The sequence below is a fragment of the Tamlana crocina genome (genome assembly GCF_012037625.1).
Map to the genome: position 1 here is coordinate 86800 of NZ_JAAVJS010000011.1, position 22226 is coordinate 109025.

At 38.8% G+C, this 22226-nt stretch carries 19 protein-coding genes; 6 read left to right on the plus strand and 13 right to left on the minus strand.

The features are described from left to right. Positions 1-242: 242 nt before the first annotated feature. The 4 genes from HC176_RS09435 to rpsF form a co-directional block, all read right to left on the minus strand. Positions 243-713: a DUF6495 family protein gene (locus HC176_RS09435; RefSeq protein ID WP_167917940.1), complete on the minus strand. Its 471-nt coding sequence runs from the start codon at positions 711-713 to the stop codon at positions 243-245. Positions 714-776: 63 nt separating this feature from the next. Continuing rightward, positions 777-1238, minus strand: a complete 462-nt coding sequence (gene rplI / locus HC176_RS09440) for a 50S ribosomal protein L9 (RefSeq protein ID WP_167917941.1) — start codon at positions 1236-1238, stop codon at positions 777-779. A gap of 13 nt (positions 1239-1251) precedes the next feature. Continuing rightward, complete coding sequence (gene rpsR, locus HC176_RS09445; RefSeq protein ID WP_019388303.1) at positions 1252-1548, minus strand: 30S ribosomal protein S18; 297 nt, start codon at positions 1546-1548, stop codon at positions 1252-1254. 2 nt (positions 1549-1550) lie between these two features. Further along, positions 1551-1889 carry a 30S ribosomal protein S6 gene (gene rpsF, locus HC176_RS09450; RefSeq protein ID WP_167917942.1) on the minus strand — a complete coding sequence of 113 codons (339 nt, stop codon included), beginning with the start codon at positions 1887-1889 and terminating at the stop codon, positions 1551-1553. Positions 1890-2100: 211 nt separating this feature from the next. Between rpsF and HC176_RS09455 the strand changes: the two genes are divergently transcribed. Further along, entirely contained in the window at positions 2101-2796 is a 696-nt protein-coding gene (locus HC176_RS09455) for a LytR/AlgR family response regulator transcription factor (protein ID WP_167917943.1), read from the plus strand. Positions 2797-2938: 142 nt separating this feature from the next. Here the strand turns inward: HC176_RS09455 and priA are convergent, their stop codons facing one another. The 3 genes from priA to nadC form a co-directional block, all read right to left on the minus strand. Then, positions 2939-5392 carry a replication restart helicase PriA gene (priA, locus tag HC176_RS09460; RefSeq protein ID WP_167917944.1) on the minus strand — a complete coding sequence of 818 codons (2454 nt, stop codon included), beginning with the start codon at positions 5390-5392 and terminating at the stop codon, positions 2939-2941. A gap of 23 nt (positions 5393-5415) precedes the next feature. After that, on the minus strand, positions 5416-6375 hold the full coding sequence (locus HC176_RS09465) for a YihY/virulence factor BrkB family protein (protein WP_167917945.1): 960 nt from the start codon (positions 6373-6375) through the stop codon (positions 5416-5418). A gap of 101 nt (positions 6376-6476) precedes the next feature. Continuing rightward, on the minus strand, positions 6477-7337 hold the full coding sequence (nadC, locus tag HC176_RS09470; RefSeq protein WP_167917946.1) for a carboxylating nicotinate-nucleotide diphosphorylase: 861 nt from the start codon (positions 7335-7337) through the stop codon (positions 6477-6479). Between the two features lie 131 nt (positions 7338-7468). Here nadC and rlmH point away from each other — a divergent pair, with 131 nt between their 5' ends. Next, positions 7469-7942 (plus strand): 23S rRNA (pseudouridine(1915)-N(3))-methyltransferase RlmH, encoded by a 474-nt coding sequence (rlmH, locus tag HC176_RS09475; RefSeq protein ID WP_167917947.1) that lies wholly within the window; start codon positions 7469-7471, stop codon positions 7940-7942. Here the strand turns inward: rlmH and hpf are convergent. Then, entirely contained in the window at positions 7939-8268 is a 330-nt protein-coding gene (gene hpf, locus HC176_RS09480; protein ID WP_425338198.1) for a ribosome hibernation-promoting factor, HPF/YfiA family, read from the minus strand. The two genes, rlmH and hpf, sit on opposite strands and share 4 nt — an antisense overlap. Positions 8269-8399: 131 nt before the next feature. On the opposite strand from hpf, the gene HC176_RS09485 reads away from it, so the two are divergent. The 4 genes from HC176_RS09485 (at position 8400) to HC176_RS09500 (ending at position 13035) form a co-directional block, all read left to right on the plus strand. Beyond that, positions 8400-8975 carry a non-canonical purine NTP diphosphatase gene (locus tag HC176_RS09485; RefSeq protein WP_167917948.1) on the plus strand — a complete coding sequence of 192 codons (576 nt, stop codon included), beginning with the start codon at positions 8400-8402 and terminating at the stop codon, positions 8973-8975. 63 nt (positions 8976-9038) lie between these two features. Next, entirely contained in the window at positions 9039-11264 is a 2226-nt protein-coding gene (locus HC176_RS09490) for a RelA/SpoT family protein (RefSeq protein ID WP_167918013.1), read from the plus strand. Between the two features lie 27 nt (positions 11265-11291). After that, a complete protein-coding gene (locus tag HC176_RS09495) occupies positions 11292-11747 on the plus strand; it encodes a Fur family transcriptional regulator (protein ID WP_167917950.1) in 456 nt (151 codons plus the stop codon). A gap of 13 nt (positions 11748-11760) precedes the next feature. Continuing rightward, positions 11761-13035, plus strand: coding sequence for an adenylosuccinate synthase (locus HC176_RS09500; RefSeq protein ID WP_167917951.1), 1275 nt, complete (start codon positions 11761-11763; stop codon positions 13033-13035). A gap of 356 nt (positions 13036-13391) precedes the next feature. On the opposite strand, the gene guaB is transcribed toward HC176_RS09500, so the two are convergent. The 5 genes from guaB to HC176_RS09525 form a co-directional block, all read right to left on the minus strand. Then, positions 13392-14864 carry an IMP dehydrogenase gene (gene guaB, locus HC176_RS09505; RefSeq protein WP_167917952.1) on the minus strand — a complete coding sequence of 491 codons (1473 nt, stop codon included), beginning with the start codon at positions 14862-14864 and terminating at the stop codon, positions 13392-13394. A 57-nt stretch (positions 14865-14921) separates the two neighbouring features. Further along, the gene (locus HC176_RS09510) at positions 14922-15248 is read right to left on the minus strand and encodes a hypothetical protein (protein ID WP_167917954.1); all 327 of its coding nucleotides are present in this window, start codon (positions 15246-15248) and stop codon (positions 14922-14924) included. A 225-nt stretch (positions 15249-15473) separates the two neighbouring features. Next, complete coding sequence (locus HC176_RS09515) at positions 15474-18236, minus strand: outer membrane beta-barrel protein (RefSeq protein WP_167917955.1); 2763 nt, start codon at positions 18234-18236, stop codon at positions 15474-15476. A gap of 98 nt (positions 18237-18334) precedes the next feature. Further along, a complete protein-coding gene (locus HC176_RS09520) occupies positions 18335-20761 on the minus strand; it encodes a TonB-dependent receptor domain-containing protein (RefSeq protein WP_167917956.1) in 2427 nt (808 codons plus the stop codon). Continuing rightward, on the minus strand, positions 20742-22124 hold the full coding sequence (locus HC176_RS09525; protein ID WP_167917957.1) for an HTTM domain-containing protein: 1383 nt from the start codon (positions 22122-22124) through the stop codon (positions 20742-20744). The genes HC176_RS09520 and HC176_RS09525 overlap by 20 nt, the downstream gene beginning before the upstream one ends. Between the last annotated feature and the right edge of the window lie 102 nt (positions 22125-22226).

The window sequence follows — 22226 nt, forward strand, 5'->3', positions numbered from 1 at the left end:
AAATTAGAAACGACAAAAATAACAGATTAATTTGAAAAAGATTCACGCTTGCACGGGAATGACAAAATAATAACGGGATTTAAAAGTAATATAATATATTACTTTTTATACCCTAATTTGAGTTAGAAAAAAACACCTCGTCACTTCGTGACACCCCTCCTACAAAAGGAGGAGAACTCCTTCCCTTAAAAGGGAAGGTGGATTTCGGTTTCAAAAAACCGAAATCCGGAAGGGTTAAATTCCTAGTTTATCAACTTATTAAAATAATGGTACAGTTCGCCTTTGGTAATTACTGCGCCCTGCTCAATCATTTTGAATTTATCGGCGTTTTTATCGTCGGTGTACTCTTTATCGGCTTGTAAAAACTCTACGCTTTCATCCAAAAGATTTTCGCGTAGCCAGTCATAGCCTTCTTGTGTGGTGATATCGACGCCATCTTTTGTAACGTTTACCACAATAGCGTGCATTTTATCTTCACCTAAACGGAACAAATACATATGCTGTGGGGCAAAATGCTCTAAATATTCGGCTTGGTTCAAAACACCTTCCCAAATTAAGTCGCTAAACACATCCAATTCGGTTTCGGCCAGTTCGGGTTTGTTGGCTTTAAGGTTGGTCCACTCGTCGTTGGTAATGGACTGTGTGGCCAAAAAATTGATGAACTCTTGGTGCAGTTCTTCAAATTGTTCTTTTGTAAGTCTTCTGTATTTCATTTTTAATATGTCATAAAAAAAGCCCCAACGATGTTGAGGCTCCTTATTTTATTTCAAAATGGATTAAGCTTGCGCTATAACCTCAAAAGGAAAATCGAAAACTACTTCTCTGTGTAAACGCACTACAGCAGTGTACTGCCCTAAACGCTTAATGTTTCCTCCTGTAATTGTAACAAATTTTTTGTCAACTGAATGTCCAGCTTTTTCAAAAGCCTCAACTAAATCGGCCTTAGTTACAGAACCGAATAATTTATCACCGGCACTAGCACCTTCAGTTGCTTTTGCAGTAATTTTAACATCCAATCCTTTAATAGCTTCAGCAGTTTTGTTTGCTTCCTCTATTACTTTCTTTTCTTTAAAAGCTCTTTGCTTCAAGTTTTCTGCCAATACTTTTTTAGCAGATGGCGTAGCTAAAATAGCTTGCCCTTGAGGAATTAAAAAGTTTCTACCATAACCGTTCTTAACTGTTACAACATCGTCTTTAAATCCTAAATTTTCAACGTCTTGTTTTAATATAAGTTCCATCGTTATGAGTATTTTATTTTAATAAATCTGCTACGTACGGCATTAAAGCTAAGTGACGTGCTCTTTTCACGGCCACAGATACTTTTCTTTGGTACTTTAATGAGGTTCCTGTTAAACGACGTGGTAAAATTTTACCTTGCTCGTTTACAAACTTCAATAAGAAATCTGGATCTTTGTAATCAATGTACTTGATTCCAGATTTTTTGAAACGACAGTATTTTTTTTGCTTATTAGTTTCAATGTTAAGCGGAGTTAAATATCTGATTTCTCCGTCTTTTTTACCTTTTGATTGTTGTTCTATTGATGACATAATTAAGCTTTTACTTTAAGTTTTTCTCTTCTTCTTTCTGCCCAAGCTACAGCGTGCTTATCTAACTTTACAGTTAGGTAACGCATAAAACGCTCATCACGTCTAAACTCTAGCTCTAACGCATTAATTACTTCACCATCTACGGTGTACTCAAATAAATGGTAAAAACCACTCTTTTTGTTCTGGATTGGGTAAGCTAATTTTTTTAGCCCCCAATCTTCTTTTGATACCATCTTTGCACCGTTAGAAACAAGAAAATCTTCGTATTTCTTTACTGTTTCCTTTATCTGCTCTTCAGATAAAACGGGATTCAAGATGAAAACAGTTTCATAATGATTCATAAAAATCGTTTTTATTGTTAAAAATTGGCTGCAAAAATAATTAAATTCTATATATTACACAACTATAAGTTATTCTATTTTGCACACACAAATCTCCCCCTAAAATAGTGTTAAAAAAAAATTAAAACATGTATTTTAACGATGTTTTTTGGTTTTTAACCGAATTATTCGTACTATTGTCGATATCTTAACCGAAATAATATAAAATGTTATGACTTTAAACTGTGTAGTAGTAGACGATTCAGCAATACAACGTCTCTCCATCGTTAAGTTGGTAGAAAATCATCCTTCACTTAACCTTATAGCAGAGTACAGTAGTGCCCTAGAAACAAAAAATGGTTTAAACACGCACCAAGTCGATCTTATCTTCTTAGACATTGAAATGCCAGTGCTTAATGGATTTGAACTTTTGGACGTTTTAAACAACAAGCCCCAAATTATTTTTGTAACCGGCAAAACCGAATACGCCTTTAAAGCGTTTAATTACGATGCCACCGATTATTTACACAAACCCATCACCAGAGAACGTTTTAATACTTCTGTTGAAAAAGCTTTGGAACAACATAGATTGACCCAAGACTTTAACGAAGAAGATGGCGAACATATTTTTGTCAAAAGTAATCTAAAAAAACGTAAAGTTTACATTAAAGATATTAAATGGATTGAAGCCCTAGGTGATTACGTAAAATTGGTTACCGAAGAAAACAGCCTAGTGGTTTTATCTACCATGAAAGCTTTTGAGGCCGAATTGCCAGAAGGTAAATTTTTAAGAATTCACAAATCCTATATCGTCAACTTGGATAAAATTGACCGATTTAATAGTAAAAATGTTGAAGTGGGTGCTTACGAAATTCCTTTAAGCCGAAACAAGAAAACCCAATTGGTTGACGCGTTGAATAATATTTAGAAGCGTAACCTCTGTAGGCTACCCCAATAGCTAACTGTGTGTTTTCAGCTTCCATATAATATTACAACAAAGACAAGAATGAGATTCCGACTTACGTGTGGACTAATTCAATCACGAAATTTGTTTTCAAATTTCTATTTCATTAGAAGTTATCGACATTTAGAATAACCCTAACCGACCGAAAATCTTTTATACTCTGGAAGCTATTATTAACCTTAATAATGGCTTCTTTTGTTTTTGATAACGATTGTTTTTTAGGAATCTTTACCAAAATATTTTTATGGAACTGATTTCGAATTCTGGCAATGGGCGGCGACTCGGGCCCCAAAACATGGTCGCCAAACAACTGTCTCAACGATTTGGCATACCAAATGGAAGCCGTTTCTACCCTGTTGTAATCTTTATGTTTTAGCGTAATTTTTATTTGTTTGTAAACTGGTGGGTACTTAAAATTATAACGGTCGTTCATTTGCTCGTTGAACATATCGATATAATTATTCGTGGATACCTGCTGCAAAATATTATGGTGCGGATTGTAGGTTTGAATCAACACCTTACCGCGCTCTTGCGTGCGTCCCGCCCTACCCGACACCTGAAGCATCAATTGGAAACTCCGCTCGTGTGCTCTAAAATCGGGGAAGTTCAGCATGTTATCAGCGTTCATAATACCCACTAATCGCACGTTCCTAAAATCCAACCCTTTGGTTAGCATTTGGGTCCCAACCAAAATATCGATTTCCTGCTGCTCTAAAGCCGTAATGATTTTTTCATAGCCATACTTTCCGCGCGTGGTATCTAAATCCATTCGCGCCACCTTATGGTTTGGAAACAGCACTTTCACCTCTTCCTCTATCTGTTCGGTACCAAAACCTTTACTGTCCAACTCTGGGCTTCCGCAAGCTGTACAGCCTTTAATCATAGCCATAACATAACCACAATAATGGCAACGCAGCTGGCTTCGGTATTGGTGGTAGGTTAAACTTACATCACAATTGGGACACTGAGGCGAATGCCCACAAGTGTTACACTCTACAATAGGCGAAAACCCTCTACGATTTTGAAACAGAATAACCTGTTGCCCAGCCTCCAATGTTTCGGTCATTTCTTCCATCAATCGGTCACTGAAATGCCCTTTCATCCGTTTCTTTTTCCGCTTTTCTTTAATATCCACCAATTCTATATCTGGCATCAGCACATCGTTGTGTCTGTACTTCAGCTCCACAAAACCATATTTGTTCTGCTTAGCGTTAAAGTAACTCTCTAAACTTGGTGTGGCAGACCCCATAAGCACATTTGCCTTGTGCATATAGCCCAGCACCACAGCGGTATCGCGTGCTTGGTAACGCGGCGCGGGATCAAACTGCTTGAACGATTGCTCGTGCTCTTCATCGACCACAATCAACCCCAAATCACTGAATGGCAAAAATATGGACGAACGTGCCCCAAGAATAATTTGCGCTTTCGCAGAATTTTGCAAAACATTGTTCCAAACCTCAACCCGCTCGTGCGATGAATATTTGCTATGGAACACCGATACTTTTTCTCCAAAATAATCCTGAAGCCTGTTAATCAACTGGGCTGTCAAGGCTATTTCGGGAAGCAAATACAATACCTGCCTTCCTTTGGCGATGACCGCTTCGATCAACTTCACATAAATTTCGGTCTTCCCTGAAGAGGTGACCCCGTGCAACAACGTAACTTGTTGATTTTGGAAAGCGGATTTTATTTCGGTCAATGCCGTTTCTTGATACTCATTAAGCTTCTTAGAAGCCTCGGCCTCTTCACCTTCAAATTGCACCCTATCCATTTGAATATGGTATTCTTCAAGAATTCCTTTATCAATTAGCGTTTTTATAATCGCTGAAGACCCGCCGCTCTGTTCGCTTAAATCAGAAACTTTTACTGGCTTTTTGGTTTTGGCCGAAATAGAAAACAAGGTGAGCACCACCTCACTTTGTTTGGGCGCTCGGCTTAATTCTTCCAACAGGTTTTGCAGCGCACTTTCTGAAGCATAATTATTGTGCAGCTTTACAAAACGCACCAATTTGGGCCTGTACTTTTCATAAACCTCCTCTTCAACCGAAACGGCATTCTTTTCAATGAGCCGTTTTATAACGGGTAGTACATTTTTCTTATCAAGAATGTTCGAAATATCATGAATTTTCAACGACGATTGATGCTGAAGTGCTTCATAAACCAAAAACTCATCATCCTTTAAATTGGATTCATCGATGGTTTTCAACTTGCTTTTGGTCACCACGGTTTCACTTTCCAAAATAAAGGCATTGGGCAGTGCAGCCCGCATCACATCGCCCAAAGTACACATGTAGTAACTGGCTATCCATTCCCACAACTTCAACTGCGGCGGGTTAACAATAGGTGCTTCGTCTAAAATCTGCTGAATATCTTTGGCTTCATACGCTGTTGGTTCGTTATTATGCACTTTAAACACAATACCCGTATATATTTTTGATTTTCCGAAGGGCACGGCAACGCGCATACCTGGCTTTAAAAACTGGGATTCGGCCTCAGTAACGCTATACGTGAATAGCTTTTGAAGAGGAACGGGTATAATGACATCTATAAAATGTGGCATAAATTAATCGGAAATTTTTAGAGTCATTGGTCTTCTTCTCTTTTTGGATATTTTTTCAAAAACTGAATGGAAGCATTAAGCTCGTAGCCCAAAAGTAAAATATTTGCATTGAGCCAGAGGTAAAATAGCAGTATCAATAGTGCGCCAATGGAGCCATATAGTTTGTTGTATTGACTGAAATTTTCAATGTAAAGTCCGAACAAAAACGAGGTTAACATGATTAACAATGTCGTAAAAATAGCCCCGACCGAAAAGAACCGCGATTGACGCCCTTCACGCGTTCCAAAATAATATAATGTGGCCGTTGCCAAATAAACCATGAGAACGAAAAACAAGTATTTTACCACACTAGTCCAAAACACGCCGCTCGACTCCACTTGGTAACCTCGGTTTTCGAGTGCTTGCAGCAGCCCCTGAACCACATAAATTTGAATATACCCCAAAACGGCAATGGCTACAATAAGCAAAAAAGCCAAAATGAGCGCAATACCTAAAGCAAACAAATACTGTCTTACCACATTACGGGAAAGCTGTTCATGATATGAATTTTCAAAACCCGAAAACACCGCATTAACCCCGTTTGCCATCAAAAGCAACGATAGCACAAATACCGAAGATAACAACCCACCGCGTTGCGATTGGTCTATATTTTCAAAAATATTCTCGAAGAAAAAATCAGAGGTCGTTGGAGGTAAAAATGACTCTAGAAATCTTAAAAATTCAATTTTAAAATCGTCGATGGGCACATACGGAATGATAATAAGGACGAACAACAAAAAAGGAAAAATGGCCGTAAAAAAACTAAATGCAATGGCACTCGCCCTTGTGGTTAGAGCTCCACGAACAATGCCCGTTAAATAGAGTTCCAACAAATCGTAAAACGACAAACCTTCAAGACCGGGCAGTTTCAATTGCTTAAAAAACCGCACCACAACATTAACTACAGGAATTTTATCGAGTTTTTCTTCCAGGGCTTTTGCCATTAATTATTTGCTTTTACCAGTATAAGCAAAGTTATTAAAATTAACCTTGCTTTATAAAGCTTTGTAAAGCAATTTTTGGATTACCGTTTCCTTAAAGCAACCTACTTTACAGCCTTTAAACTTAAATCCATGTTGTGTACCGAGTGGGTTAAAGCACCGCAAGAAATAAAATTAACTCCACATTCTGCGTAGTGGCGAATGGTGGCTTCGTTAATATTTCCAGAAGACTCTGTTAGGCATTTATCACCAATTAATTTTACCGCTTTTCGGGTGTCTTCATAATCAAAATTATCCAAAAGAATTCTGTAAACGCCGTCGTTCTGCAGGATTTCTTCAACCTCAGAAAGATTTCGCGCTTCAACCATAATCAATAACTTCTTGCCCGTTTCATCCAAATATTGCTTGGTCATTTCAATAGCTTTTGTAATTCCGCCGGCAAAATCTATATGGTTATCCTTTAGCATAATCATGTCGTACAACGCGAACCTGTGGTTTTCACCACCACCTATTTTAACCGCCCATTTTTCCAATACACGAATACCGGGAGTGGTTTTTCGGGTATCTAGAATTTTGGTTTTGGTGCCTTCAACCAAGTTTACAAACATTCTGGTTTTGGTGGCAATGGCACTCATGCGCTGCATAGCGTTCAACACGGTACGCTCTGCTTTTAAAATAGACTGAGACGCCCCTTCAATGTACATGACCACATCGCCGTAAGTTACTTCAGTGCCATCCTCAATTCGAACATCGAGCTTCAAGTTCTTATCAACATAGGCAAACACTTTTTTTGCAAAATTAACACCGCCAATCACCCCTTTATCCTTCACTAAAATTTTTGCTTTTCCTCTGGCATTTTCAGGTATACAGGCCAGTGAACTGTGGTCGCCATCACCAACATCTTCCCTGATGGCATTGGCTATTATACCTTTAACTTCGCTATCAAACTGTTCTTGTGTAATCATTATTTGTTGATTAGTTTTTGAGCAAAAATAAGAAATTGATTCACTTAATTAAACTTAAATTTTATCAAATCTGTATTTTTTCCGTTATTTAGATGCGTTTTTCATAAACAGATAGCACTAATATTGTTTTTATGACCATTAAACTTTTAGCCATTGGCAAAACGGACAGCAAGCCACTTAACTTACTTATAGAGGAATACAAAAAAAGATTGGGCTTTTACGTTAAGTTTAATTTGGAAATCATTCCAGATATAAAAAACGCCAAAAACCTTAGCGAATCCCTTCAAAAACAAAAAGAAGGCGAACTGATATTAAGCAAGACCAAACCAACCGATGCGCTAATACTTTTAGATGAAAACGGTAAACAGTTTACCTCGGTGGGGTTTTCAACCTATTTACAAAAACACATGAACTCTGGCATAAAACAATTGGTTTTTGTTATTGGCGGTCCGTATGGTTTTTCAGATGACGTTTACCAAAAAGCAAATGGGAAAATATCATTGTCTAAAATGACATTTTCCCATCAAATGATTCGTTTATTTTTTATCGAGCAGCTGTATCGCGGGTTCACCATTTTAAGAAACGAACCCTACCACCACCGCTAATACGTTTTGTAAACCTCTTTGCGCTTTTTTAGCTGCCGCTCTAAGTCGCTAATGGTTTCACGAACGGCGACTTCAAAATTGTGCTCTTCGGAAGTGGCAAATATCCTTGGGCCGGGCAAACTCAGCTCCATATTACAAATTTTACCGGCATCGTGGTGGTTTTCATCCTTTTTAAAATGCACCGTAGCACCAATTAAAAATTCATATCTATTAAACAGTTTTTCTAACTTTTCTTTAGTAAAAGCCGAAAGGGTTTCACTTACATCTACACCTACATACTGAATATTTACTACCATAACTATTTGGTTTTTGTTAATTGATTTCATGTGAAAGATACGAGTTTTTTATTCAACTAAGGCTGACCAAAATCATAAAATTATCCGAAAAGAATACAGTTTAAAGACTTGTAAAAAATCACTTTTAAACCTTACTTTTGATGCCCAAAACCATATAAAATATGAAAATTGTATTTGCCACCGGAAACCAAAATAAAGTCAAAGAGGTGCAAGCATTAATGCCCAGCCACATTACTTTATTGAGCTTAAAAGATATTGATTGCCACGAAGACGTCCCAGAAACCCAAAACACCATTGAAGGCAACGCGATACAAAAAGCCGAATATATAAAAACACAATATGGTTACGATTGCTTTGCAGACGATACGGGCTTGGAGGTTGAAGCCCTGAACGGGGCACCCGGAGTTTACTCTGCCAGATATGCCGGTGAGCAAAAAAATGCGGAAGACAACATGCAAAAACTCCTTTCTGAACTAACAACAACAAAAAACAGAAACGCACAATTCAAAACCGTTATCGCCCTACACTTAAACGGAAAGCTGCACACATTTACAGGCATTTGCAAAGGAGAAATAACGGAAAAGAAACACGGCGAAAAAGGTTTTGGGTACGACCCCATTTTTAAACCCGAAGGCCACGAACAAACCTTTGCGGAAATGGATTTAAAACTCAAAAACAGAATTGGCCACCGCGGAAAAGCCGTAGAACAACTTGTTAAATTTTTAAACCAACTATAAATAGCAATAAAAACAAGAACGCCTGTTGCCTGTTAATTATCTTTATGTTATTTTTAATTTATGATGACGAATATTGACATTGAAAAAGAAAATGCCGCGATTACCAAAGCGTACAAAGAGCTTTTAAAAGTTAGCTACACCACATTGACCGATGACGACAAAAAGCTAATTAGAAAAGCCTTTGAAGTAGCTATGGACGGCCATAAAGACCAACGCCGAAAATCAGGCGAAGCCTATATATTTCACCCGTTGGCAGTAGCCAAAATTGTAGCTCAGGAAATTGGGCTAGACGGCACCTCTATCGCTGCTGCCCTGTTGCACGATGTGGTTGAAGACAGCCCCGATTACACCATTGAAGACATAAAAAAACTGTTCGGGCAAACCATCGCTACTATAGTTGATGGGCTCACCAAAATATCGTCGTTGAGTAAAGAAAAGGACATGGACGTGTCCTTACAGGCCGAAAATTTCCGAAAAATGTTGCTCACGCTTAATGATGATGTTAGGGTGATCATCATTAAAATTGCCGACCGTTTGCACAACATGCAAACTATGGACTCGATGCGAACCGATAAGCAGGAAAAAATTGCTTCGGAAACACTTTATATTTACGCACCGTTGGCACACAGAATAGGCCTGTACAACATTAAAACCGAACTCGAGGATTTGGGGCTAAAATACACCGAGCCCGAGGTGTACAACGACATCCTAAGTAAAATAAAGGAAAGTAAGACCGAACAAGATGCCTATATTGAAAAGTTTAGTGCAGTAATAAAAAATTCCCTCGACAGGGAAAACCTTAGCTATACTATTAAAGGGCGTCCAAAATCCATCTTTTCCATCAGAAGGAAAATGATAAACCAAGGCGTATCGTTCGATGAAGTTTACGATAAGTTTGCCATTAGAATCATCTACAAATGTGATGCCGACCCACAAAACGAAAAGTTTTTGGCTTGGAAAATCTATTCGATTGTTACCGATCATTTTAGGCCCAACCCCATCCGTTTGCGCGATTGGATATCCTCACCAAAGTCAACAGGTTACGAAGCCCTACACATTACCGTTATGGGACCCAAAGGCCGATGGGTAGAAGTGCAGATTCGAAGCGAACGCATGAACGAAATCGCCGAAAAAGGCTATGCTGCCCATTACAAATACAAACAAGGTAACGAAAAAGAGGATAATCTAGAAAGTTGGATCAACAGATTACAGGAGGCCTTAGAAAACCCTGAAACCAACGCCGTAGATTTTGTAGAACAGTTCAAACTCAATTTATATTCAAAAGAGATTTTCGTCTTCACCCCAGCCGGCGATTTAAAATCCTTACCCAAAGGTGCTACAGCGCTTGATTTTGCATTCCACATCCATACCGAAATCGGTATGAAAACCCGTGGAGCAAAAGTAAACAGCAAATTGGTCCCGCTTAGCCATGAGCTAAAAAGCGGTGACCAAGTGGAAATTTTAACTGCAGATAACGCCAAACCCAACCCCAACTGGTTAGATTATGCAACTACGGCTCGGTCGCGAAGCAAGATAAAATCGGCGTTACGCGAAAACAAAAAACTAATTGGAGAAGACGGCAAAGAACTCTTACGCCGAAAACTAAAACAGTTAAAAATCACTTTAGACGAAGAATCCGTCAATGACATGGTGCGGTTCTTCAAACTAAAAACCAGTCTCGATTTATTCTATCGTGTTGGCGTGGGCACCATAGACAACTACATGCTTAAAAGCTATGCTTCATCGAGAAGCAATGCTTTTATGAGTTTCATTAAAAACCGAATTTCCAAAAAAACGCCGATTAAAAAAGAGGAGTTGGAAAAAGAGGAAATCACCTTAAAATACGATTCACTCGTTTTCGGCAGAGAAGAAGAAAAACTGGACTACAAATTGGCCAATTGCTGCAATCCCATTCCTGGTGACCCGGTTTTTGGGTTTCTAACGGTAAATGAAGGCATAAAAGTTCACAAAAAAAATTGTCCTAATGCCGTGAGTTTACAATCCAATTATGCTTACCGTATCATGCAAGCCAAATGGATCGATTCTACCCAACAGGAATTTTTGGTAAAAATCGTCCTTGCCGGTATCGACCACATCGGCCTTGTTAACGACATTACCAAGGTCGTTTCTGAAAACATGCACGTTAACATGAAAAGCATTAGCTTTGAAAGCCACGACGGTTTGTTTTCCGGAAAAATCAACGTTGTTGTTAAAAACAATACCATTATTAGAAAACTTTTGGAAAAACTTAAAAAAATTAATGGTATAGATAAGGTTACTAGAGTGTAAAAAAAGTGTAAATTTGCCACGAAAATTATGGATGCTAAACCCGAAAACAAAAACCAAGAGATTGTAAAAAACGTTTTTACAACGTTTCTAGAAGCTAACGGACACCGCAAGACGCCCGAACGCTACGCCATACTTCAAGAAATTTACAACAACAACGAACATTTCGACATAGAATCACTGTACCTCAACATGAAAAATAAGAAGTACAGGGTATCGCGTGCTACACTTTACAACACTATTGAATTGCTCTTGGAATGTGGATTGGTAAGAAAGCATCAGTTTGGCCAAAACCAAGCTCACTACGAAAAATCGTATTTCGATAGGCAGCACGACCACGTAATTCTTACCGACACTGGCGAGGTTATCGAGTTTTGCGACCCAAGAATTCAATCCATAAAAAAAACTATCGAAGAAGTTTTCGACATCAAGATCAACAACCATTCACTCTATTTCTACGGAAACAGAAAATCAACAAACAAATAACTATCTTTTTACAATGGCAGTAGATTTACTACTAGGACTACAATGGGGAGACGAAGGCAAAGGAAAAATTGTTGACGTACTAACATCAAACTACAATATAATAGCCCGTTTTCAAGGCGGCCCAAATGCTGGGCACACTTTGGTTTTCAACGGAAAAAAACATGTATTGCACACCATACCGTCTGGAATTTTTCACGACAATGCTACCAATCTAGTAGGCAACGGTGTAGTAATAGACCCCGTAATCTTTAAAGGCGAACTCGACAAACTGGAAGAGCAAAATGTAGATTACAGAAAATCGTTGCTCATTTCGCGCAAAGCACACATTATTTTGCCAACACACCGTTTGTTGGATGCTGCCAGCGAAGCCTCAAAAGGCAAAGCAAAAATTGGATCGACACTTAAAGGTATTGGTCCAACTTATATGGACAAAACCGGAAGAAACGGTATTCGTGTGGGTGATTTGGAGCTTAGCGATTGGAAAGAGCGCTACAGAAATTTGGCCGACAAGCACGAAAAAATGATTGCCTTTTACAATGTAGATATTGAATACGACTTAAAGGAATTGGAAACCGAATTCTTCAAGGCTATTGAAACGTTGAAATCTTTGACTTTTATTGATTCGGAAGAATACATCTATAAAGCACAAAAATCGAACAAAACCATTTTGGCCGAAGGCGCTCAAGGTTCTTTGTTGGATATAGACTTTGGTACTTATCCGTTTGTAACCTCAAGTAACACGACTGCTGCCGGTGCTTGTACTGGGTTGGGCGTTGCTCCAAACCAAATAAAAGAAGTATTCGGTATTTTTAAAGCCTATACTACCCGGGTGGGTTCTGGCCCATTCCCAACCGAATTGTTCGATAAAGACGGTGCTACCATGGCTAAAGTTGGCCATGAATTTGGCGCCACTACAGGTCGTCCACGCCGTTGCGGATGGTTAGATTTGGTGGCTTTAAAGTATGCTTGCCAAGTTAATGGCGTTACCCAACTCATGATGATGAAGGCCGATGTGCTTTCTGGTTTTGAAACTTTAAAAGTTTGCACCGAATACAAATATAAAGGTGAAACCATTTCACATTTACCATACAATATTGAGCCAGAAAATGTAGAACCCGTTTACACGGAGTTTAGCGGTTGGGCAGAAGATTTAACGGGCATGTCTGAAGCTTCAGAATTACCAAAAGCACTTAACGATTACATTGCTTTTTTAGAAAAAGAATTGGAAACACCAATCACTATCGTTTCGGTGGGACCAGACAGAAAGCAAACTATTTTCAGAAAATAGAATCTTATTCAGAATTTGAGTCGTCCTAAAATAGGTTGACGGCTTATAAATGGCATAAAAAAACCTGTGAAGCTAGTTTCACGGGTTTTTTGTTGTTTATAAAATTATCCTAAATTGTAGTCTTTGGTTCATTCCATTCTAAGCCATCATATTTTCTTAACCATACCAAAACGGTATTTCTACCCTGGGTACTATAGACCTTTTGAATCTGCAGTTGGCTTTTCGAAACTCTGACTCGACAGCTAATCTAAAGCCTAAATTGTAATCGCACTCCGCAGGATGGATCACATGGTGAGAACAAAAAAAGCCTTTCATCGTAAAATGAAAGGCTTTTTAATGTATTTAAAATATAAGGACTATCTCGAATAATTAGGCGACTCATTAGTAATCGCAACATCATGTGGGTGGCTTTCATTAATACCACTTGACGTGATTTTAACAAACTGCCCTGTTTCCTTTAAAGTTTCAATGTCTTTGGCACCACAGTAACCCATTCCGGCACGTAAACCGCCAATAAACTGGTGAATACTTTCAAACAACTCACCTTTGTATGGCACTCGGCCCACAATACCTTCGGGTACTAATTTTTTAATATCATCCTCTACATCTTGGAAATAACGGTCTTTACTACCTTCTTTCATCGCTTCAACAGACCCCATACCTCGATATGACTTGAATTTTCTTCCTTCGTAAATAATGGTTTCACCTGGCGATTCTTTGGTTCCCGCCAAAAGCGACCCCAACATTACCGTATCGGCTCCTGCTGCAATGGCTTTGGGGATATCGCCCGTATAACGGATACCACCATCAGCAATTACAGGAACTCCCGAACCTTTTATAGCTGCCGAAACTTCCAACACCGCAGAAAACTGAGGAAAACCAACACCAGCAACCACACGCGTAGTACAGATGGATCCGGGACCAATACCTACTTTTACCGCATCGGCACCGGCTTCAACCAAATATTTGGCTGCAGCGGCAGTAGCAATATTCCCTACAATAACATCTAATTCCGGGAATTTAGCTTTTACTTCTTTTAACACTTTAACTACACCTTGAGTATGCCCGTGAGCGGTATCAATCACCACAGCATCAACACCTGCATTTACCAAAGCTTCAGCCCTTTCAATAGCATCGGCCGTAACACCCAAAGCCGCGGCCACACGCAGGCGTCCGAATTCATCTTTGTTGGCGTTTGGCTTTTGACTTACTTTAGTAATATCTCTAAACGTAATTAATCCCGATAATTTATAATTGTCGTCTACAATAAGTAGCTTTTCAATTTTATGTTCCTGAAGAATAATCTCTGCATCCCTTAGCGATGTCCCGATAGGAGCAGTCACTAAGTTTTCACCAGTCATCACTTCTGCGATCGGCTTTTTATTTTGGTGCTCAAAACGTAAATCGCGATTGGTAACAATACCTTTCAGTTTTCCGTTTTCATCCACAATAGGAATTCCACCAATACTATGCTCGGCCATAGAGTGTTTAGCATCGCGTACTGTGGCGGTTAGAGGTAAAGTAACTGGATCGATAATCATACCACTTTCTGCACGTTTTACTTTACGCACCTTAAGCGCTTGTTGCTCGATGGTCATGTTTTTGTGTAACACACCAATACCACCTTCTTGCGCCATGGCAATGGCCATTTTACTCTCGGTAACGGTATCCATAGCTGCCGAAATAATGGGCACATTGATGGTAATGTTACGCGTAAGTTTGGATTTAATACTCACTTCTCTAGGAAGTACTTCGGAATAAGCGGGAACCAAAAGGACGTCATCGTAGGTCAAACCTTCTCCTACTATTTTGTTTTGATGTGCAGTCATGATGCAATTACGATTATAATTGCGTGCAAATATACAACTAAAATTTAAGATAATGTGTTAACTTTTATATCTGTTTTCACAATACAGTTTTAGGGTTTTAATAGCATAATCAAATCTATTTTGTGCATTTACCAATTCTCCTTTGTACCTAATGGGTTTGGGCACCATTATTTTGTAAAAACATTTTCCTTTAGCAACTCTTCTTAAAGTTTTCAAACTTTTGGAATCCATAGTTTTATAAATGGGTTCTATCCATTTAAATTGTTCTAGCTTTAAAATGGCTGAATCCCAAGTATCCGCTTCTTTTCCTTTTAATATTTTCTTTGAAAAATACAGCGTGTTAAGTTCAGCAAAAGCATTATTGAAAACAGTTGTGTTACCCATTTGCCCATAGTTTTTTATTTTTTTTCCTATTAACAGCGAAAACGGAAACTGTTCCATGACATGGATTTTTTTGGAAATGAAATGTCATTTTAATCCAAATAACTTCGTGCCCTCCCCTCTCTAGGGTTTTGCAAAGCCATTTATAAAAATCTCGACGCTCAACAATTTTATGATATTGACCATAAAAATTGTTTTTTAGATTGTAGGCATTGGCAGCTCATGCTTCTATAACCTTCTTGGTTTTCCCATACGTACTTTTCCTCTACCTCCTCTACCATCACTCATATTCTGACCTGCAAACTTTCCAAACTTATACACAAAGGTTAGCATAAAGTACTGTTCTAAAATTTGGTTTTCCACGTCGCGAATGGCCGTTTCTGTTACCGATCGGCTAAACCCGTTGTTCATCCCCAACATATCGTAGCCCACCAAAGTAAGCGTGCCTTTTTGTTTGAAAATCTGTACGCCCAAACCGGCATTCCAAAACACGGCATCGCCATCAAAATCGTCGCCCACTCTACTGTTATATCGATATGACAGTTTGTTGTTGAAAAACACATTTTTCAAGAAAAATAACGTAGACTCGAACCGCACATTTTGAACAAAATAGTCGTTATCGTTAAATGCATCGGTATTGTATTCTGTGCTGGTAGTGCTGTAACTGTACGAAGTATTGATTTCTATTTTTTTATCGTAGGAATAGCTCAACGAAACCGACGGGCTTAACGTATTGGTTTTTGCCGTAAATTTCACCCCATTCTGAATAGATCTGATATTATTATAATTTCCCGATAGCCGAACGCCTAAATTGTAATTTGTCTTTTGGTTTAAAAACGACTTGTTCACTCCTAAATTTCCAGATAATCTATAATCGCCATCAATATTTTCGTAGGTGGTGTAACGGATTAAATCCTCATCAGTAATGGTTGAATTTATAATCTTATCGTTTACAAAATCGGCATTGGCACTTCCATTAAAACTAAGTTTATTGGCGGCCAAATTGTTTTGGTACCTAAAACGGAAGTTGTGGCTAACGCCTGGTTCCAAATCGGGGTTACCTGTAACAATATGCGTAATATTGCTCACATTGGGTACGGGTTGCAACTGACTAATTGACGGCAAATCAACATTCTGCCTATAATCCAACGAAATATTTTTATACCCGTTTTCGTCTCGGTAGCGAATTCTACCCGAATAGGTTAAATATTTAAAATCATTTTTAAAATTTCTGTCCTCAATAATGTCGTCAACATATTTTCTGAACGTGTTGGTGTAAGCCCCCTCCAGCTCAAAACGGATATCTTTGTACTGATAACGCAAACGTAACGACGGACGTACCGTAGTAGAGATATAACGGCTATCTGTACTTATTAGGGTATTGAAATTATCGTATTCTTCGGTGTCCTCATTGTAATCATAAATACTTTTTTTATTAATATCTGTATTCACCGTGGCACTGTAGCCCGGCATAATTCTGAAATTTTCCAAAATTTCCTTGCTTAACCTTCCAAAGAAATTAATTCTTGAAGAATTGTTTCGAGTGCTCGAAATTTGATCCTGCACCACCACATTGCCTCTGTTTGCCAGTTCGTTTCTGGAATAATTGGCACTCTCGCCGTCCTCTTTATCAAAAGAGGTATTGACGCCCATAAACAAAAAGTCTCTTCGGCCACCAAGCCGTGCAGCAACACGGAATTCATTGTCAAAAGAATAATTTGAATTTGAAGATTCGTTGGTTGAAAAATATTGACTCACCAAATCACCATTAGTAAGCTCTGAAATACGATCTGAGGTTGAGTAGGCATCGTTGTACCTCGCATCAAAATCCATTTCATTGGAGATTCTTACTTGCCTATTGGAAGTTTTGTTTTTGGGATCGGTTAAAAACTTCACTTCGGCCCCAGCATCGTGGCGTTCAGAATTGTTAAAGCTGCTACTGTTGGAGTTGGTAATATAATGTCTGTCTGGCAGAAAGTTTTCGGCATAACTTTTCTGTCCCCTTTCAGTGTCTTGAGCACTGTATCGGTAATCGGCCTTAATTTGGGTTTCGTCCCATTTTCCTTTTGAAAAATTAGTACCTACAAAATCAGATTCAATCAATCCATTACTCGATGTGGCATCCGGCAAGGCATTAAACCCACGCCCCATATTAATGTTGTTGCTTCCCATAATAACGCCAAGCTGTTTCCCTTCTATGATTTGGAACAGATTGGCATTGGCCTGATACCGATCATCGGTACCGTAGCCCACATTAACATCACCGAAGTAAGCCTTATTTCTACCTTTTTTAATTTTCAGGTTGATTTCTTTGGTACCCGAATCAGATTCCTCGCCCGTAAATTTTTGGTTTTCGGTTTTAAAATCGGTTACCTGCACTTTGCTCACCGCGCTACTGGGGATGTTTTTTAAAGCTACTTCCCCTTTTTGGTCGCCAAAAAACTCCATACCATCCACATTAATCGCCTCAACCTCAACGCCGTTTACGGTAATACCGCCATCAACATCAATTTCAATACCCGGAATTTTCCGCAGTAAATCTTCCACCATATCGTTGGGCATGGTTTTAAAACTATCAGCATTATATTCAATGGTGTCCTTTTTAATCACCACGGGCGGTGCTTTCCCAACAATTGAAACGGCATTCAAGGATTCCATTTGGTCTTCCAAAAAAATGGTGCCCAGATTTAATAATTTACCCTCGGGAACGGCAACATCCTTTTTAAAAGGCTTATACCCTAAATAGGCAATGTTAAAAATAGCCTGCTTGTCGTCCTCTGCATTCACTTGTAATGAAAATTCACCGTTTTTATTGGTAATGCCGTAGGACATCGGAACGCTATCGGCAACGCTTTGCAGGTACACCGTTGCGCCTTCCAACACCAACGAATCTTTATCTTTTACAATGCCTTCTAATGAAAAACGCTGAGCAAACAACGCTGTACTAAACAATACGAAAATTAATGTTGAAATGCCTTTTAAACTATTCAAAACTATCGGTGGTTAAATGATTGGTTTGTTAGACCACTAAATTTTGATAAGGTTTAATTTAAAAAGCAGAAAAAACACACTTTTTTTTCTGAACACCGTTATATTTTAATTTGAAGCGTGGCGTACCAATTTCGAGGTGCTGATGGAATGATGCCCGGCCCGGGATACCCCGTTGCACGGCGTGTAAAATAGGCATTATCCAAAAGGTTATTGATGCCCGTTTCCAGTTTGAAGTTTTTGTAACTGTAGGATAGCGATACATCCAGAATATCGTATGCCGGAATTTCGCCCACAATACCACTCACATCAACGTTGTTTGAGTTTTCAGCATCTGTGAATTGTCTATCCAAATAGGTGTACTGAATACTTGATTTCAAATTTTTATAAGCAAAATGTACTCCTGTTTTTAAATTCACATCCGGAATAAATTCAACTTTATTTCCCTTTATACCGCTCGTAACAGCCCTTGTATATTCTGATGTAATAAAGGATGTGTTTATAAAATAATTGAAACTAAATTTTCTTGGTAGGTTAAAGGCTTTAATAAAATTGAAATCCAACAGGGATTCCACACCTAAAATTCTGGCATCACCTATATTGGTTCTTAATTGCCCTACATTGTTTACGGGTGGAATTGTAGTCACCAAAAAACCTATGCGATCTTTATAAAATAATCCAAAAGCACTCATATCGTAAGACAGCCAATTATTCCAATTCCCTCTAAGTCCCAAGTCTACAGTAAAGCCATTTTCATCCTCTAAACTGGAATCTACGGCGTTGGAAGGATTTACAATATTAACGTCTGAAAATGTAATTGAACGATAATTTTGGGAAATGTTACTATACATCTCTACGGAAGGACTGGGTTTGTAGCTCGCCCCAACACCAAGCAACACAAACGACCGCTCCTTTAATTCATTGGTGATTTTGTCTTCATTACCTATTGGATTGCCTGCCGCGTCAAAATTAGTTCTTCTCGACAGTCCATTACTTTCAGTTTGTATATACTCAAATCGCATTCCTGGCGTTACCGAAAATTTATCTGAAAAATAAAATATATGCTCACCAAATAAAGCTATGTTTTCATTAGGGTTATTAAAATCACCTTGAAATCTATAGTCTGGATATTGGCCTAACGCCGAATTAAAATTAGCATTAGTGCCATCGGTTCCTGGACCTTGCGACTCCGAGTTATTGGCTTTATAAAATTTTGCCCCTAGTATATAGGTAGCTTTTTTACCAAACAGTTCGTACTTGCTTAATAGTCGCCCCTCAAAGCCAAAATTTTTAAAATCACCTACCAACAGTTCCCTTTCTTCTCCGGTATCCTCAAGGTCAACCCTTCTAATTCTAAAGCCTATTGCCTTCCGAGAAGCGTTCAATCCGAAAAAATTAAAAGTAAAATTGGTGTTTTCCGAAAACTCATGTGCAAATTTGAGATTATACAGCAGCCAATTCACCTTAAACCAGTTACGAGCCCGATTGCTTTGGTACGGGTCGCTGTAAAACATATTATCGGTCAATCCGCCAGCTTGTTGCGCCAAATAATGCAAGTGGGTAAAATTACCCGTCAACGATGTTTTTTCACTGAACTGATACCCCAAATGGGCAAACACGTTTTTCGATTCGAACTCAGAATTGGGGCGAAAACCATCCCCTTTTTTATAGTTGAAATAGCCGTAATAGCTAAATTTATCCTTCGTTCCGCTTAAACTGGTAAAATTGGTGTAAAGCCCGTAACTGCCCAACGTGTTTCTTGTGATAACTTCTAAAGATTTGTTAGGGTTGGGCTCTTTCATTTTAAAATTTATCAATCCGCCAAACTGCGTACCGTACTGCAACGAAGCCGCGCCACGAATCACTTGAATTTCAGAAATACCTTCGGAAGCCGGAGTATAATAGCTTTCGGGATAACCCAACACATCGGCACTGATGTCGTAACCGTTTTGGCGGGTATTGAAATTGGCTGTTCGGTTAGGGTCCAAGCCTCGGCCACCGATATTCAACTGCAAACCGGCATCGTCGTTTTGGTAGATATTCAAACCGGCTACCTGGCTGTAAATTTGCCGAGCGTTGTTGGTTGCTAAATTTGCCATCGACTCATCCAGCAGCACCACTTCGGTTTTCTTTCCGGCGTAAATGGCTGTGCCTTCCACATCGTTCAATCGGCGTAAATCAAAAACGCGGCGTTTTCTGGCTGTGATTTCAACCTCACTCAATGTGGTTGTTAAATCCTTTAAAGTGATATTTAAATTCTGGGATTCTTCTGTATTTATCGCGATTTCTTCAACTTCGTATTCAAAGGAAAAGAATACCAAGGTGAGGTGCTTTTTTATGGTTTCGAACTGAAATTCCCCCAAACTATTGGTCGTGGCCACCAAGCCGGATGTTTTGTCGTAAACCTCAACCCCTGCTATGGGCTTGTTATTTTTTAAAAGATAAACCGAACCATTTACGCTATTTTGCGCATAAAACGACAAGCTAAAAAGTAGTGCGGCGATAAGTTTAAAGGCCTTTAATGTCATCAGTAAAAGGTAAAATCCAGGTTTTGTGTTTAAACGATTCTTTTTCGGCGTACAAATCTACGGTTTTATCAATAAACGGCGCACTCAATCGGCTATTTAATGCCACGTAACTTTCTACAAAAACCTGAACATTTTTATGACCTTGCGATGTAAAGTGGTCGCCCAGAAAATGGGCATATTCCAAAATGAAATCGGGCTGAAAACTCATTTGTTTCTCCTGAAAGGATGTTAAAAAATCGGCGTTGTTCACGTAAAAGGAGTCGCCCGTTTCGGCATTGACAATCTTAAAGGTTGAGATTCCCATTTTTTCCATGAGCATCACGCGCCATGAAAAGCGGTAGCCTTCTTCGGTCCAAAACAATTCGCCGGGATATAGCAAATAACGAAACGGAAATAATAATTGGATAACAAAAAATACGCCAACGATTGGCAACACTAGTTTTTTTCGTTTGATGTTGAAATTTTCTTTGACAGTGATTGATTTGAGACTTCTCGACTCCGCTCGAAGTGACCATTTTTTCAGAATTTTTCTTAAAAAACCGATAATTTTTTCATGGAAGCCAGCATCAAAAAATATCAATGCGGAAACAATCATAATGAACGGAAACATGCCGATGGGGAACAACACCCGTGTAAATACATGAAAAAACACCACCAGAACAAAGGCAAACATTCGGGTGCGTTTGTAAAGCAGTAAAAACGGAATGGCCAAATCGTAAAGCATGCCACTCCAGCTCATCGCATAATGGAACCAATTTTGATGCATCAAAGTATCACCGAGTAACGGCAAATCGTATTTTGAGGGCAGCCATATTTTTAAGGGCTGGGCACGGCAGAGCCAATCGGAATTTATTTTGGCCAAGCCGGCGTAAAAATATACAATGGCTAATAGAAATTTTATGCTATCGATGCTCCATTTCGGAACGTTTCTATAGCTTTGCTTTTTGATTAAATTATCAACGGCAAAATAAGCGTTAGCCGGCAAAAAAATCATCAAAAAACTGAGCAGACTGATAAAATAATAGTGGTTTAGGTAAGTGGTTTTATCCATCAATTCGATGTAAGTAAAACTTAAAAAGAAGGTGATGATGGCTAAACGATATTTGAGCCCCATGGCAATCAAAAGGGCAGATATTCCGCAGATAACAAAAAGTAAATAGGTATAATTGCCCAAAGGTTTTACCCACTCGAAACCGTAATACGAAAAATGGAATTTGGGCTGAAGATATAAAGTTTCAATCCACCCATGGTACCAAAACCGAACAATACTCAAACACATCATAACCCCAAAAGCCATCCTAAAAACAGCCAAAGGTGCCGCATGCGTATTTTGGTTTAGGTATATTTTGACGTTAAAACTCATTTTTGAATTTTCACCTGCTTATAGTAGAAATAGCGATTTTAACAATCCGTTGTGCATTTGGAAAATTCGTCAATTCGAGTGGATTTTTCGATTGAAACAAGA

Bases quoted from the DNA above. Each gene is read 5' to 3' on its own strand.
- HC176_RS09435 (WP_167917940.1), bottom strand. From the start codon at position 713: ATGAAATACAGAAGACTTACAAAAGAACAATTTGAAGAACTGCACCAA.
- rplI (WP_167917941.1), bottom strand. From the start codon at position 1,238: ATGGAACTTATATTAAAACAAGACGTTGAAAATTTAGGATTTAAAGAC.
- rpsR (WP_019388303.1), bottom strand. From the start codon at position 1,548: ATGTCATCAATAGAACAACAATCAAAAGGTAAAAAAGACGGAGAAATC.
- rpsF (WP_167917942.1), bottom strand. From the start codon at position 1,889: ATGAATCATTATGAAACTGTTTTCATCTTGAATCCCGTTTTATCTGAA.
- HC176_RS09455 (WP_167917943.1), top strand. From the start codon at position 2,101: ATGACTTTAAACTGTGTAGTAGTAGACGATTCAGCAATACAACGTCTC.
- priA (WP_167917944.1), bottom strand. From the start codon at position 5,392: ATGCCACATTTTATAGATGTCATTATACCCGTTCCTCTTCAAAAGCTA.
- HC176_RS09465 (WP_167917945.1), bottom strand. From the start codon at position 6,375: ATGGCAAAAGCCCTGGAAGAAAAACTCGATAAAATTCCTGTAGTTAAT.
- nadC (WP_167917946.1), bottom strand. From the start codon at position 7,337: ATGATTACACAAGAACAGTTTGATAGCGAAGTTAAAGGTATAATAGCC.
- rlmH (WP_167917947.1), top strand. From the start codon at position 7,469: ATGACCATTAAACTTTTAGCCATTGGCAAAACGGACAGCAAGCCACTT.
- hpf (WP_425338198.1), bottom strand. From the start codon at position 8,268: ATGAAATCAATTAACAAAAACCAAATAGTTATGGTAGTAAATATTCAG.
- HC176_RS09485 (WP_167917948.1), top strand. From the start codon at position 8,400: ATGAAAATTGTATTTGCCACCGGAAACCAAAATAAAGTCAAAGAGGTG.
- HC176_RS09490 (WP_167918013.1), top strand. From the start codon at position 9,039: ATGACGAATATTGACATTGAAAAAGAAAATGCCGCGATTACCAAAGCG.
- HC176_RS09495 (WP_167917950.1), top strand. From the start codon at position 11,292: ATGGATGCTAAACCCGAAAACAAAAACCAAGAGATTGTAAAAAACGTT.
- HC176_RS09500 (WP_167917951.1), top strand. From the start codon at position 11,761: ATGGCAGTAGATTTACTACTAGGACTACAATGGGGAGACGAAGGCAAA.
- guaB (WP_167917952.1), bottom strand. From the start codon at position 14,864: ATGACTGCACATCAAAACAAAATAGTAGGAGAAGGTTTGACCTACGAT.
- HC176_RS09510 (WP_167917954.1), bottom strand. From the start codon at position 15,248: ATGGGTAACACAACTGTTTTCAATAATGCTTTTGCTGAACTTAACACG.
- HC176_RS09520 (WP_167917956.1), bottom strand. From the start codon at position 20,761: ATGACATTAAAGGCCTTTAAACTTATCGCCGCACTACTTTTTAGCTTG.
- HC176_RS09525 (WP_167917957.1), bottom strand. From the start codon at position 22,124: ATGAGTTTTAACGTCAAAATATACCTAAACCAAAATACGCATGCGGCA.